The 14,841-nt window shown below is 30.8% G+C and carries 13 protein-coding genes and 1 rRNA gene (1 of these 14 cut by a window edge); 12 read left to right on the top strand and 2 right to left on the bottom strand.

The window, feature by feature from the left end:
* Window positions 1-464: 464 nt before the first annotated feature.
* Window positions 465-1,049 carry a hypothetical protein gene (locus CJJ23_RS01515; protein ID WP_095334620.1) on the top strand — a complete coding sequence of 195 codons (585 nt, stop codon included), beginning with the start codon at window positions 465-467 and terminating at the stop codon, window positions 1,047-1,049.
* Between the two features lie 74 nt (window positions 1,050-1,123).
* On the opposite strand, the gene CJJ23_RS01510 is transcribed toward CJJ23_RS01515, so the two are convergent.
* Entirely contained in the window at window positions 1,124-1,549 is a 426-nt protein-coding gene (locus CJJ23_RS01510) for a hypothetical protein (RefSeq protein ID WP_095334619.1), read from the bottom strand.
* An 85-nt stretch (window positions 1,550-1,634) separates the two neighbouring features.
* On the opposite strand from CJJ23_RS01510, the gene upp reads away from it, so the two are divergent.
* On the top strand, window positions 1,635-2,267 hold the full coding sequence (upp, locus tag CJJ23_RS01505) for a uracil phosphoribosyltransferase (protein ID WP_095334618.1): 633 nt from the start codon (window positions 1,635-1,637) through the stop codon (window positions 2,265-2,267).
* Here upp and CJJ23_RS01500 read toward each other — a convergent pair.
* Window positions 2,264-2,596 carry a YigZ family protein gene (locus tag CJJ23_RS01500; protein WP_095334617.1) on the bottom strand — a complete coding sequence of 111 codons (333 nt, stop codon included), beginning with the start codon at window positions 2,594-2,596 and terminating at the stop codon, window positions 2,264-2,266. The genes upp and CJJ23_RS01500 overlap by 4 nt on opposite strands.
* 42 nt (window positions 2,597-2,638) lie before the next feature.
* On the opposite strand from CJJ23_RS01500, the gene CJJ23_RS01495 reads away from it, so the two are divergent.
* The 10 genes from CJJ23_RS01495 to CJJ23_RS01450 form a co-directional block, all read left to right on the top strand.
* Complete coding sequence (locus CJJ23_RS01495) at window positions 2,639-3,538, top strand: RluA family pseudouridine synthase (RefSeq protein WP_095334616.1); 900 nt, start codon at window positions 2,639-2,641, stop codon at window positions 3,536-3,538.
* A 67-nt stretch (window positions 3,539-3,605) separates the two neighbouring features.
* Window positions 3,606-4,655 carry a hypothetical protein gene (locus CJJ23_RS01490; RefSeq protein WP_095334615.1) on the top strand — a complete coding sequence of 350 codons (1,050 nt, stop codon included), beginning with the start codon at window positions 3,606-3,608 and terminating at the stop codon, window positions 4,653-4,655.
* Between the two features lie 212 nt (window positions 4,656-4,867).
* Window positions 4,868-6,274, top strand: coding sequence for a BMP family ABC transporter substrate-binding protein (locus tag CJJ23_RS01485; protein ID WP_095334614.1), 1,407 nt, complete (start codon window positions 4,868-4,870; stop codon window positions 6,272-6,274).
* A 150-nt stretch (window positions 6,275-6,424) separates the two neighbouring features.
* Window positions 6,425-8,239, top strand: a complete 1,815-nt coding sequence (locus CJJ23_RS01480; protein WP_095334613.1) for an ABC transporter ATP-binding protein — start codon at window positions 6,425-6,427, stop codon at window positions 8,237-8,239.
* On the top strand, window positions 8,220-10,001 hold the full coding sequence (locus CJJ23_RS01475; protein WP_095334612.1) for an ABC transporter permease: 1,782 nt from the start codon (window positions 8,220-8,222) through the stop codon (window positions 9,999-10,001). Before CJJ23_RS01480 ends, CJJ23_RS01475 begins: the two co-directional genes overlap by 20 nt.
* Complete coding sequence (locus CJJ23_RS01470; protein WP_095334611.1) at window positions 10,002-10,958, top strand: ABC transporter permease; 957 nt, start codon at window positions 10,002-10,004, stop codon at window positions 10,956-10,958. It abuts the gene before it with no gap.
* A gap of 69 nt (window positions 10,959-11,027) precedes the next feature.
* Window positions 11,028-11,882, top strand: a complete 855-nt coding sequence (gene truB, locus CJJ23_RS01465) for a tRNA pseudouridine(55) synthase TruB (protein WP_095334610.1) — start codon at window positions 11,028-11,030, stop codon at window positions 11,880-11,882.
* Window positions 11,883-12,210: 328 nt separating this feature from the next.
* Window positions 12,211-13,275: a recombinase RecA gene (recA, locus tag CJJ23_RS01460; RefSeq protein WP_095334609.1), complete on the top strand. Its 1,065-nt coding sequence runs from the start codon at window positions 12,211-12,213 to the stop codon at window positions 13,273-13,275.
* 61 nt (window positions 13,276-13,336) lie between these two features.
* Window positions 13,337-14,155: a TIGR00282 family metallophosphoesterase gene (locus CJJ23_RS01455; RefSeq protein ID WP_095334608.1), complete on the top strand. Its 819-nt coding sequence runs from the start codon at window positions 13,337-13,339 to the stop codon at window positions 14,153-14,155.
* A 365-nt stretch (window positions 14,156-14,520) separates the two neighbouring features.
* A 16S ribosomal RNA gene (locus CJJ23_RS01450) occupies window positions 14,521-14,841 on the top strand; it runs 1,197 nt beyond the window's last position.

Raw genomic sequence — 14,841 nt, 5'->3', positions numbered from 1 at the left:
TTAGAAGGATAAATATTGACCTCCTTACTGTTGAAGAATTAAAAACAGAAATTGACAAATATATATTGTGATACAATTAAATTAGATTTCAAAGACCATTAGGATGACTATCACATTTCAATATTTATATACTAAATAAGAATTAACTGCACTTTTGCTAGTACCACAGTAGAATAACTTAATAATAAGAAATAATTTGCGTTTTTCAAATAAATAAACGGACTATGATTGATTTCATAGTTATTTTTCATAAACCAATAAATTACTGACCAGTTATCTAAGAACTGATTTAAATATGGTATAATTTAATACATAAAAGTATAGGAATAAAACGCCATAAGTAATAATTTTTTAGTTGTAATGTTACTAATATTAAAAAATAAAAAAGCTAGATAGCACAAGATAAATAAATGCAACTAGAAAATTATTACAAAAAAATTAAAACCAATTAAGGAAAAAATTTAATGGCAAAAAATAATGACAGCACAAACTTTATGTGCAACAACATCAAAGATATTAAAAAGTCTGACAAAGTTAATATCATTGTGAATAAATACAAAAAAGAAGGGAAGGATAAAGAACTTATGATTCATATAAAAGCTAAAGATGATGAAGAAATTCTTCCTCCTGGTCCAAGTGGTGGTTCAGACAATAAATATGCATCTGTTAAATTTGTTAAAAAAGCAATTTCAGAATCTGAAGCAAGAACTAAAATTTTCGTCAAGGAGCAAATTGCAGAATCTGAAGCAAGAACTAAAATTTTCGTCAAGGAGCAAATTGCAGAATCTGAAGATAGAACTAAGGTTTTCGTTAAAAAAGTAATTGAAGAATCTGAAGCAAGAAATAAAATTTTTGTTAAAGAAACTGTTCAAGAATCAGAAGCAAGAATGACAGAGAAGATGTCAAAATTTGCAACTAAAGAATATGTTGACAAAGCCATTTTAGCTTCAGAAGGAAGAGTTATGGCGGCTATTGCTAAATCTGATAAGGAAAATAAAGAAATGTTCGCTAAACTTTTTCAATTAATTGGGGAAATTAAGAAAAAGTAATAGATTTCACAGTTCACAATATAAATAAAAATAACGAGGCACTTATTGTCTCGTTATTTTAATAACCTCAATTTCTAATCAGTTTCACCAGTAATTGATAAAACTATTTCATTAGCTTGTTTTAGATCTTTTTCACTAGCAAATGCAGCAATTGAATTTCAGCCATAGGAATATTTTAACTTAAGAAAATTTTCATCATTTTTAGCTAGGTATTTAAGAATCTTATAACCCTTAGCAAAAAGCACTAAGTTGGCAATCATAAAGAGTAAAAAAACAACACTGATAACGGCTGCAGCAACATAAATGCTGAGTCTTTGCTCGGTAAAATAATTTACTAAAGCAACAACACCTGCTAAAGGTAATAAAACATAAGAAATGATTAAAAAGGTATTTTGAAAAAATCTTAACCTTGTTAAGTAAAAAATTAAGTCCACAAATTGCATGGTGTGATATTCATCTCTTCACACCTGTGAGCGAATGCGTTGAATGTCATTTGCCATAAATATATTTTACTTTTTATTTCAAAATATCCATTAAATATTTAAAATATATAAAATATATTTTAAAGAAAGAAAAAAGGTGATTATGTTAAAAGTTATTGAACACCCGATGCTTAAAAAATATCTAAGCATCATGCGTAATAAAGATACTAAAACTAATGATTTTAGCCAAGCGGCTAGTTCAATTAGTGAGGTACTTGTTTATGAGTTATTACGCCAAGAACCCTTAAAAAAGATTCTTATAGATACACCTGTAAAAGCTGGTGTTGAGGCTCATGATTTAGCTAATGATTATGTTTTAGTACCAATTGTTAGAGCAGGTCTAGTGATGCTTAGTGAAGCACGCCGCATTTTAAACGATGCTAAAGTGATGCACGTAGGTATCAGCCGTGATGGTGAAAATGAAGGTAAGTGAATTACTTATTTAAACAAGATTAAAACAACTAATCAAAACGCACACGCCATCGTTTTAGATCCAATGCTAGCAACAGGTAATTCAGCAGTTGCAACGATTAAGATGTTAAAACAAGCTGGTTATCAAAAAATTAGTTTTTTAGGAATTATAGGAGTACAAGAAGGAGTTAATAATTTAGAAGCTAACTTCGGTAAAGATTTTCCAATTTATCTAGCAGCCCTAGATAATGAACTTAATTCTAAAAACTATATCGTGCCAGGATTAGGTGATGCTGGCGACCGTGCTTTTGGTACTTTAGATTAGTTAAATAAAGCAGCAGCTGCTTTTGTATAGGCTCTTGTTAAAGGTCCTATACCTAATTTTGAACCCCCTCAATAACGCACTACAACTATTAAAATATTTGTTAAATTTTTTAATTCAATAATTCTAAATAAGGGCTTACCAGCGCTATTTTTAGGCTCTCCATCATCTGAAAAACCAGCGCCATTATCAGCCTTATAAGCATAGACAAAGTGAATTGCTTTTTTATGTTCTTTCTTTAAATTATTCAGATAAAAATCAATTTGATTTTTATCTTCTAAACTAAAACTATAAGCCAAAAAACGGCTTTTTTTGATAACTATTTCTCTCATTTTATAGATTATAAGCAAAAAACTGCTACTATATCTTTAATAATGCTAAAACTAACAGCTTCATATAGAGAAAGAATTGATAAATATATTGCTGCTAACAGCAATATTTCTCGTAATGATATTCAGAAATTAATTGAACAAGGCGCAGTTACAGTTGACAAAATGCAAGTGCGCAAAAGCAACTTCTTATTAAAAGAAGGCGCCCAAATTGATGTCACCAAATTACTAGAAAAAATCGTTGATATTAAGGCTGAAGAAATGGCATTAAAAATTGTCTATGAAGACGAATTTTTAATGGTAATTGATAAACCTTCAGGCTTAGTAGTACATCCTGCTCCTGGTAATATGAGTGGTACTTTAGTTAATGGCTTAGTAGCTTATGCACAAAATTTATCTAATGAAAATGGCTTATTAAGACCAGGGATTGTACACAGACTTGATAAAAATACAAGTGGTCTTTTAATCGTTGCTAAAACTAATGAAGCGCATGTTGCTTTAGCATCAATGCTTGCTAAACGTGAAATCAAAAGGCGCTATTATGCAATTGTTTCAGGTCTAATTAATAACCAAGTTATTAATATCGATGCGCCGATCGGCCGTGATCTTAAAGACCGTAAGAAAATGCAAATCACTAATATTAATAGTAAGAGTGCACAAACCGAAGTGCATTTAGTAGAAAAATTTGCTCATAATAAAAAGATGTATTCGCTAGTTAGATGTCATTTAAAAACAGGTAGAACACATCAGATTAGAATTCACCTAGCATATATTAAACACCCTGTTTTAAATGATGAAGTATATGGTGGTGAAGTTGTTAATCCTAGTTTTGGGCAGTATCTGCATGCTTATGAATTAGAGTTTAAACACCCTTTTAAAGAACAAAATTTGAAATTTAATTCACAATTACCAAAAGAATTTGATGAGTTTTTAAAAAAAAGTTAGTTTCTTATTAATAAAACTAGAATTATTATTCTTTTGTTATAATTTAGAAAAAATATAAGAGGACAAAATGTTTGGAAATCGTAACAATAACTTAGGCATAAATTCTCTAGATCCTAGAGTCAATATCAAGATTTTTGAAGAACTTTGAAAAGAAAGAAGATTGCAAAAAATCTGAATTTGAGCATTTTTTGCAGTCATAATTGCTGTTTTTGCAATTGCAGCGGGAATTACGATCGCAAGGTTTGTTCAGCTTTATACCCCAACAGAAACTACTTCATTTTACTATGAAAGTTTTAGCAGCTGAGTAAGAGCTCATGCTACTTCAGGTGCAAGTGAGCAAGAAATTTTGAACTATATCGCAAGTTTTGCTAGTCGCTATCAAGGGACATTAATTTTTTCAGCCTTTGTAATTGGCTCATTAACTATTTTAATCTGAAGTTTCCTTCACTCGTATTCAAATGCAGTTTCTAAAAAAACTTTTCATTTACTTAGTCGTTTTGCAAGTACAGGAATTAATTTTGCATTAGCTTTTTTAACCTTTACAACAATTTATACATTGGCGCAACTTACATATGGGATCTATACTCAAAATCAGCAACTATATGTTTTAGAATTAGTGCAAATTATAGTTTATCCAATTTTACTAGTTGTTTCAATCGTTGTTAGCAGAATGTATCGCCAAGTGATTATGTCATATTGAAAAGTTTACTTCACTGAATTACAAAAAATCCATGCTGAAGAAATTAGAAAAAGTATTCTTAATGGTGACCTTTCAGCCTTTGACCCTTTTGGTTTTGCAGCAGGTGCAGGTGCTTCAATGAATCAACATCAAGATTCCTATCGAGCAAATGCTAGAAGTAATCGCTTTGAAGAAGATCCTGATTCATTAGTAACTGAAGTTAAAGAAGAAGGCGAAGTTGCTAAACCTAATAAAGGTAAACAATTTGCTCCCGAACTTTCTAAAGAAGAAAAAGACTATCAAACTGTCTTTAATTTAAAAATCGAGCAAATTCATAAAATGGCTGAAAAACTAGACATTTATGGCTATAAAGAAATGAGCAAGGAAGAACTAGTTCGTAAGATCATTGATCTTTCGAGTGAAAAAAGTAATAAGTAGACTTATCTATTTTCAAAGTTAGGACATGCAGTCCTAATTTTTTTATTTTCCCAAAATCCTACTATTATTGGATTTTGGTACCAAAATTGTGAAAAATACGAAAAATTTTTCACAAACCAATCGATTTTTTAAAAATAGGAACAATTTTTTTCTAAATCCATTTTTTTATAGTAAATTTTTATTATTAAAAAATTATATACAAGGAGTAAATAATGAACTTTAAGAAGAAATTATTAATTACAACATCATCACTTGTTGCTCTTGGAGCAGTGGCTGCAGTTGCAGTTGCTTGTTCTGAAGAAGCACAATCACCAAAACTAATTACAGGGTTAAAAGAATCAACTTTTTACGCTAACGGTAAAACAACTTTAGAAAAAGCAGTTACTGATAAAAAAATCGTAGAAACTGCAAAAATTGCTGTCTTTACAGCAGGTGGTAATGTTGCTGATAAATCGTTTAATCAATCTTCATTTGAAGCAGCTACATTATTAGTAGATCAACTTAAAGCTGCTAATTCAAAAGGAACATATTCTGTTAATGCATATAACACCCAAGATGCAGCAACAAATACACTTACAACAAACTATACACAAGCGTTAAATAATGGACAAAATATCTGAATTGCTTCAGGATTTCAACATGGTGATGCTTTAAAAACATGATTAGGAACTGGTAATAACAAAGCATCATTCATTGAGAAAAAAATTATCATTGTAGGTGTGGACTGAGAACTTGATAAAACAACAGCTGACACAATTCCTGGTCAGGTTATCTCACTATTATCTAAAACACAAGAACCAGGTTTTGTTGCAGGATATGCATCAGCCAAATTCCTAACAGAAAAATATCCAGAGGATTCATCTAAATGAGTTATTGGTGGTTTCGGTGGAGGAGACTTCTTAGGAGTAACTGACTTTTTAAACGGTTACTTACAAGGTGTTCTTGCTTGAAATAAAAAAACAGCAAATGCAAGTAAAAAAGTTAAATGATATACAGATGATTCAATTATTTTAAATACAGCATTTGCTACAACTGATACAACTCAAACCACAATTAACGGTATTGTTAATGCAACAAAAAAACCTCAAATTATTTTACCAGTAGCAGGTCCATTAATGACACAAGTAGTTAATGCAATTGCTACAGCAAATACAGGTGCTTACGTTATAGGTGTTGATACCGATCAATCATTAACCAATGAAAACCACACATCTAAATTCTTTACATCAATTTTGAAAAAAATTGCTTTTCAGGCTTATCAAGTACTAATACCATTGATGACAAAAGATTATTCAAATTCAATTTTTTCAATTAACGGTGCACAAGGATTTTCACCTGTTGGTGAAACAACTCCTAAAAATGTTAGCTTGACATTTGCTTATGCACAAGATGGTGTGGGAACAGCAAAAACATATGTTACACCTGATGCTACTGCAAAATTAGCAACAGATGCATTAAGTGCAGGTAAGACTGAATTCGATGCAACATTAACTGCAAGTGCAGATTGAGCAAAAATTGATGGTAAAACATTAGTTGCAGGTGGTGATGGATCTAATACAGATACAACAATCAACGGTGCAACAGGACTAGTTTGATTAATTAAAGAAATCAACAAATAGTTTTTATTAATTTAAAAAGGCCGAAAGGTCTTTTTTTCATTTTTAGGCCGATAAATGTGAAAATTTTCACAATGATTTATGTTTTTATAAGAATATTGCTGATTATGAGCATATTTAATTTATTATAGATAGAGCAAAAAAAGGAGTGTTATGAGTCAAGAATACGCAATTGAATTCAAAAACATCACCAAGGAATTTCCTGGTATCAAAGCGAATGACAATATTTCCTTCGGAATTAAAAAAGGAACTATTCATGCTTTAATAGGAGAAAACGGTGCTGGTAAAAGTACCTTAATGTCAATTCTTTTTGGTTTGTACAAACCAACTAGTGGTGAAATTTTAATAAATAATACACCAACAGTTATTAAAGGACCTAACCACGCTAACGAAATGGCAATTTCGATGGTGCATCAACATTTTAAAATTGTTGATGACTACACCAACTTAGAAAATATTATTCTTGGCAATGAAAGCGTTAAAGGTGGATTTTTAGATAAATCTTTTCCGACTGAAAAAATTAAATTAATTCAAGATCGCTATAACTTACATTTTGATCTAAAGCAAAAAACTGGTAAAGCAACAGTTGCTACTCAGCAAAAAGTTGAGATCATGAAAATGTTATACCGTGATGCCAACATTTTAATTTTTGATGAGCCAACAGCTGTTTTAACGCCACAAGAAATTGAAGGATTTTTGGAAACCTTGAAAGGTTTTCGTGAAAAAGGTAAAACAGTTATTTTCATCTCACATAAACTAGATGAAGTTATTGAAGTATCTGATCGAGCGACAATTATTCGCCATGGTAAAGTAATTAAAACTTATGAAACTTTAAAAGGTGTTTCAATTTCTCAAATGTCAGCAGACATGGTTGGTGAAACTATTGTTATGCCTAAAAATACAAGTAGTCAAGACTTTATAAAAAACGATGTAATTGTTAAATTTGACAAAGTTTCAGCACACGGAGAAAAATCATTAAAAGATGTCAGTTTTGACATCAAAGCTGGCGAAATTCTAGCAATTGCTGGGGTCGAAGGAAATGGTCAAGTTGAACTTGAACTAGCTGCTTCAGGACTATTAAAAATTGATAGTGGATCAATCTATTTAAAGCCTTATGTGGCAAAAGGTTATTCAAAAACAGAGTCTGAAATTGCAGCCAAAAAGACACTTCAATTTGAAAATTCTAATTTTCAAAAACAAGCTAGAAAAGTAAAAAGTAAGCTTCATAAAGTTTTTTACGCCACTTCAGTTGTTTTTGGTGAATCATCTAATTATCTTAAAACTATTTTCAAAAAAGAAAATAAGCACCAACTTGTATGAGGCAATGATTTTGGCAAGTGGCTAAAAGAAAGTTTAAAAACTGAAGTTGATACAAGTTCAAACAACAAAAATCATCTAGATATTTCTGATAAGAGTGTGCAATCACGCATTAAATATGGAATTAGTTATATACCAGGTGATAGACATAAATATGGTTTAGTGCTTGATTTTAATATTCGAGATAACTCTATTTTAAGAAGACTAAAAGATAATCAAGTTTCTCATTTTGGTTTTATTAATAAACAAGTAACCAATAACTATAACTTAGAAATTGAAGAAACTTTCGATGTACGTGGTTCTAGAAAAGGTGAATCAATGGCTCGTTCCTTATCAGGTGGTAATCAGCAAAAAGCAATCGTTGGAAGAGAAATTTTAAATGACCACCAATTTATTATTATTGTGCAGCCTACTAGGGGTCTTGATGTTGGCGCCATTAATAATATTCACCAACATATTTTGGAAGAAAAAAAGAAAAATCGAGCAATTCTTTTAATCAGTTATGAACTTGATGAAGTACTCGCTTTAGCAGATAATGTAGCAGTATTACATAGCGGAAAACTAAGTAAAAAAATTCCTATTTCAAAAACAAACAGAACTGAAATAGGTCTAATGATGGCAGGAGTAAAAAATGAACAAAGTCAAAAATAATAAACTTGTTAACTCAAGCCAGAATTTTTTTAATAACTTAGGTCAAAAGATTTTTAGCAGTAATGCTAAATCTGGTAGTCGTAAATTTATGAACTCTATTTGAGCAATAGCAATCGGAATTATCGTAATGCTGATCTTTGTTTCGATTGCAGGATTTAATGTAAATTCTGTGGTGGAAAATACATGAAGAAATGCCTTTTCAATTCACACGGCACAGTTTCAGAAATTATTTGCTATTTATATCTTGGGAGCTTTGGCAGTAGGGATAGGTTTTAAAGCAGGTCTTTTTAATATTGGTGTTCCTGGCCAGATGATGATAGCTGGTGGTTTGTCATTATTAATTATCTTTGCAGATGGCACAAACACAGGGCCAGAGCAGTTCTTTGCTGCTTTTGTAGTTGCAATTTTAGCAGGTGCAGCAACAGGTGCTTTTGCAGGAATTTTAAAAGCATTTTTTAAAGTTCATGAAGTTGTAGCAACTATTATGCTAAACTGAATTATTTTCTTTGCTTTCAAGCAAATTTTTATTGGGAACAATAGTTTTGTTCATAACTATCAAACTACAACAGGTGGAAATAATTCAAAAACTATTGACCAAATTTTAGGTGATCAAAACCCTAGTTATCAATTCATTGCCAGTGGTCAAGCAATTATTTGAATTTGCTTGATCGGAGCAATTCTTGTTGCCTTAAGTTTATTTGTTGTTATGCAATATACAACTTTTGGTTACAGAGTAAAAATGATTGGATTAAACCGTTATGTTGCTAGTTATGCAGGAACAAACGAAAAATTCTTAACAATAATAATTTTTGCTCTATCAGGTGCTTTATCAGGAATTGCAGGATATTTATACTTTGTAATATGAAGACAATCAATTGATTTTAATGGTAATTCGCCGATAGAAACAGGATTTAACGTTATAGCTGTTTCTTTAATTGCTTATAATAGTCCATTAGGAATTGTCTTTTCTTCACTATTTTATTCAGCAATTGAGATCGGATTTTCAAATATTTCACTGACAAGTCGTAACTCAGTACAATTTCAATATCAATATTACTACATCTTAATTGGTATTTTGATGTTACTAATTTCGATGTCAATTGTTTTTGGAAATATTCGGCCAATTCACTTTATCAGGAGAACCTATGTTATTTTTAAACATAGTAATTACTTCAAAAAGTCAGCAAAAGCAATGGCTAAATTTAAGCCAGAAACCTTAAACAAAGTTCAAACTCATGAACAAATTGAGCAACTAGTTACTGCACTCAATAAAAGTGATTTAGGAATTTACCAAAAAGGTAGAATTTATAAATCGGTCATTAAACGGATTTTTAAAGACGCTTACAAGAAAGCTTTAGCAGTTAAAAAACAAAATTTTGAAACTATTAAAGCAGAGAAAAAATCTCTTAAAGACCTTCATTTAAAAGTTGTTTCAAGTAAGTATTCTAATGAAGAACGTAGTCAATTCCTAAATCAATTAGCAGATCAAAGAATTATTATTAACGAAAAATTAAGTGAACTAGGTAGTTTTGCACCTGCTAATTTAAAAGCAGAATACAAAGCAAAAGTTAAACAAGTTTCTTTACTTCGTAAAAAATATTTAAGAGATTATGCAACTCTGCATTGAGAAAGTTTAAAAGAAACTTGATTATTAGCAGTTAAAAGTAGTGAAGAAAAACCACTATCTAAAAAATTAGCTGATGAGTTAAAGAAACATAAACAATTGATGGCTGATAATGCTATCAAGAAAGAGGTGATTTAAATGATCGAAGTTACCCCAATATTTGTTTATGCATTTGCTTTATTTTCAATCTTTGGAATTGCTTCTATTTCAGGAATTTTCTCTGAAAGAGTCGGAATAGTCAACATCGGTATCGATGGAATGATGATAGTTGGTGCTACTTTTTATGGTTTATTCTTAGTAGTTTTTACCCGTGGTTCAAGTGCTCAATTATCGAGTTATATGCAGATTCCTTTATTTATTCTCGCAGGAATTTTTGCAATGTTTTTCAGCTGAATTCATGGTTTTATAACCATTAACTTAAAAGGTAATCACGTTATTAGTGGTGTTGCCATCAATTTATTAGGGGCAGGTTTTGCTTGATTAATTTTATTAGTCGCAGTTCCTTCACTAAGAAACGGAGATCAACGCTTTACAGTTTTCTTTAATGAACTAGCACAAGCGGCAAACCCATTAGGAAATGATTTTGGAAATGTTTTATCATTGAAATTCTTGTTATTCATATTAGTTGCAATTGTTTCATACATTCTTTTAAAACATACAAAATGAGGTATTCGCTTTAAATCAATTGGCGAAAATCCTCAAGCAGCTGATGTTGCAGGAATTAATGTTAATTTCTATAAATGACAAGGTGTTTCAATCAGCGGTTTATTAGCTGGTTTTGCAGGAGCAATTGCTATTCAGTTAATTGGAGCGAGTTCATTTACTGGACAAGTTCGTGGTTTTGGTTTCATTGCTTTATCAATCATGATCATGGCTCGCTGAAGAGTTGAACTAGCTTTCTTTATTTCATTTGCTTTTTCAGTTCTATATTCACTTGGAACCCAAATAGGAACTAATAATGATTATAGACGCTGAGAATCAGTCTTATTAATTATTCCTTATTTATCAGCAATTGTTTTACTACTGATGACTTCTAAAACAGTCACAGGTCCAAAAGCCGCTGGTATTCCTTATGATAAGGCTAACGCTCGGTAAAGTTATTTTTACAAACAATCAACATCAATCGATGTTGATTTTTCTTTTTTAAAGTACAATTAAATCCAGATGATTTATTTAATATGAAAAGAAAAAGGAATTACTTCCTTTAAAAAAATAAGAAATTTTGCTAATGAAAATAACGTTAAAAAAATAGGGCACAGTGGCACACTAGATCCACTTGCTCAAGGTTTATTATTAATAGCAACTGATAAAGATACAAAATGGCTAACTTTTTTAGATCAAGATTATAAAAAGTATAGGGTCTATTTTCAACTAGGAAAAAGTTCAGATACTTATGATATTGAAGGAAAGATTTTAGAAACTAGTGACAAAAAAGTAACTAAGGAAGAACTAGAAAAGACAATTTTTTCTTTTCTAGGAAAAATCAAACAAATTCCACCTATTTATAGTGCTAAAAAAGTAAATGGCAAAAAAGCTTATGAATATGCTAGAGAAAATAAGATTGTAACTTTAAATGAAATTGATGTAGAAATCAAACAAATTTATGATTTAAATTTTGATTTTGAAAATAACTTATTCAGTTTTGACTGTGAAGTTTCTCGTGGCACATATATCAGAAGTTTAATTCATGATATTGGGCTAAAATTAGGAACTTATGCTCTGATGAGTGATTTAATTAGATTTGAAATCGATGGTTTAACTGATCAAGATTTAGGTGAAGTTGATGTCAATAAACTTATAAAACTAAATAAAGTTTCACTTAAATTAAAGCGCTTAAAAAGACTATATCATGGGCAAAGATTTGAACTTGATTTAGCAGATGGAGATTATGTTTTTGATTTAAACAATAACGGAATTTATTACGGAGTTTTAACTTCACAAGATAAAGAAATAAAAATGAAAAAACTGATACGACATAAAGAACTTGAAGAAATTTTTCCAAAAGATAGTGGAAATTAATAATTAGTCAAAAGTTTTTCTCTATCAACTTGTAGAATAATTATCTTTATTAAAGATAAATACAACTATTTTCTAATAAAATAGCACTTTAAAATTTTCTTAAAAAAACTTGAAAAAAATTTTCCAAAACTAGTCAAAAATTTTATTGCTATATGGAGGGGTAAAGGTTACTTTTCCAAAAAATAGTTTCTAACTTTGAATTCAAAAAAATTCATAAGTTAAAAACGAATCATTTCAAGCACAATGCTTATCACAATTTTATTAATTTAAAATTGTGCCAACTAATTATTAAAATTCTTAAGCAATTTAGCCTTAAGAAAAAGGAACAATGAATAAAAAAAATCTTAAAAATGAAAAACAAAATATTATCGAAAATACTTTAAAAGAAATTCGCTCACGCTATGGTAATGAAGCAATTATGCTACTTGGTAATAAAGAAATTGTCCAAGCTGAAGTTTTTAGTTCAGGCTCATACTTACTAGATAAAGCGATTGGAATTGGAGGTTACCCTAAAGGTAGAATTATTGAAATCTATGGTCCTGAAAGTAGTGGTAAAACCACTTTAACACTTCATGCAATCGCTGAAGTGCAAAAAAAGGGCGGTATCGCCGCCTTTATTGATGCAGAACATTCAATTGACCCTCAATATGCAGAAAATTTAGGTATTAATACTGATAATTTAATTTTGTCACAGCCTGATAGCGGTGAACAAGCTTTAGAAATTGTTGACACTTTAGTAAAAACTGGTCAAATCGACTTAATCGTTGTTGATTCAGTTGCTGCTTTAGTACCTGAAGCAGAACTTGATGGCGAAATGCGTGATCAAAATATCGGTCTGCAGGCTCGCATGATGTCAAAGGCTCTAAGAAAAATTACGGGTAATTTAAACCGTAACCAAACCACCGTAATTTTTATTAATCAAGTCAGAAGCAAAATCGGAGTGGTTTATGGTGATCCCGAAACCACTCCTGGAGGTAGAGCCTTAAAATTCTATGCTTCACTAAGACTTGATGTTAGAAAAAGTACAAAAGTTTTATCTAAAGATGAAGTTACAGGTAACTTAATCAAAATTAAAGTAGTTAAAAATAAACTAGCACCTCCTTATAAGGCAGTAGAAACAGAAATTGTTTTTGGTAAAGGTGTTAATATCACGGGTGAAGTGATTAATCTAGCTACTTTATATGGCATTATCAAAAAAGCAGGTGCTTGATTTAGTTATAAAGATGTTAATCTAGCTCAAGGTAAAACTAATTTAGTTAAACATCTAGAAGAAAAAGTCGATCTTTATGCAGAAATTTTGCAAGCAGTTAAAGATTTTGAGCAGAAAAATTCAGCTAAAAATCTGGAAAAAGCAATCGTGATCGAAGAAGCAGAAAACGAAGTGGCTAAATAAGCAAAAGCAACTTAAAAATTCATGTATTAAATATGACAAAAAGTCATATAATCATTAATACATGAATGAAACAATTAAAATCTTATTTTTAGGTGATATCTTCGGTGCTCCTGGAATTAAAATCTTAGAAGAGCACTTACAAGCAATAAAAGAAAAATATCAAGTTGATCTAGTAATTGCCCAAGCAGAAAATGTCAGCGGACGCAAAGGTTTAATCAAAAAAGATTATCTGAAATTAAAGCAAATAGGTGTTGACATTTTCACACTAGGTAATCATGTATGGTCAAAAAGAGAAATCAAAAGCATTATTAATAATGAAGATGTCATCAGACCTTTAAATATTAAAGAGCATTATCAAGGCCAAGGAGTGCGCAGTTTTACAGTTAAAAACAAAAAACTAGAAGTCTATTCTTTAATGGGAATTGCTTTTAATAAGTTAATGCCGCCTTGAACTGAAGAAGCCGCCGAAAATTTTTTCGACGTCATGGATAAAGCACTTTTAACTAGTGATGCAGATTACCGCTTCATAGATTTTCACGCCGAAACTACCAGTGAAAAAAATGTTTTAGCCTGATATCTAGATGGTAAAATTAATGCTTTAGTCGGCACTCATACACACGTACAAACTAATGATGCAAGAATTTTACCTAAAGGCAGTGCTTATATTACTGATGTTGGGATGGTAGGTCCTATTAATTCAGCAATTGGCGCTAACTATCAAGAAGTCTATGAAAAAATGCGTTTTAATAAAAAGGTACGCTTTCAAGTCTCTGAAAGCGAAAGCCAAATCAATGGCATCGTAATTGAGCTAGGACGAGTTAATAAGATTATAGAAATCATTAACCTTAAACCTAGTGCAATAATTAATGAAGTTAATTAAATAAGTGGTGAACATTTAGAATATCTAAATGTTCGCTTTTTTTATAAGTTATTTATAAATAAAGCAGGCTTTTAAAAAAGCCTCAAAAACAGGCTCAAAAAATTTTTGATTTTTTTCACCCATTTTAATTTATTTATGTCATACTAGTTCTACAGCGTTTTTTAGAGAGAGTTAAACGTATTGAAAAAAAGAACAATTTAGTCACTAAATTGCTATCATGTTTATTGCAAAAATAGGCTCAAAAAAATTTCAAAAAATTTTTCTCAAAATCAAAAAAAAGTTGTATAATGAAAAAGCCGACTAAATGAAGGCAAAAACGTAAATCTTTGAAAACTGAATATTAGATGTACAACACACAAGTCAATTTTTTTGAGAGTTTGATCCTGGCTCAGGATGAACGCTGGCTGTGTGCCTAATACATGCATGTCGAGCGGAACTAGTTTACTAGTTTAGCGGCAAATGGGTGAGTAACACGTACCTAATCTACCTTAAAGATCGGAACAACAATGGGAAACCGTTGCTAATACCGGATATACCTTTGAAAAGCATTTTTTAAAGGCGAAAGGAGCAACTGCTTCACTTTGAGATGAGGGTGCGTTACATTAGTTAGTTGGCAGGGTAATGGCCTACCAAGACGATGATGTATAGCCGAGTTGAGAGACTGATCGGCCACACTGGGACTGAGA

This window comes from Mycoplasmopsis agassizii (genome assembly GCF_002276225.1).
Taxonomy (GTDB): domain Bacteria; phylum Bacillota_I; class Bacilli_A; order Mycoplasmatales; family Metamycoplasmataceae; genus Mycoplasmopsis_B; species Mycoplasmopsis_B agassizii_A.
This window is presented reverse-complemented; position numbering and strand designations above follow the sequence as displayed.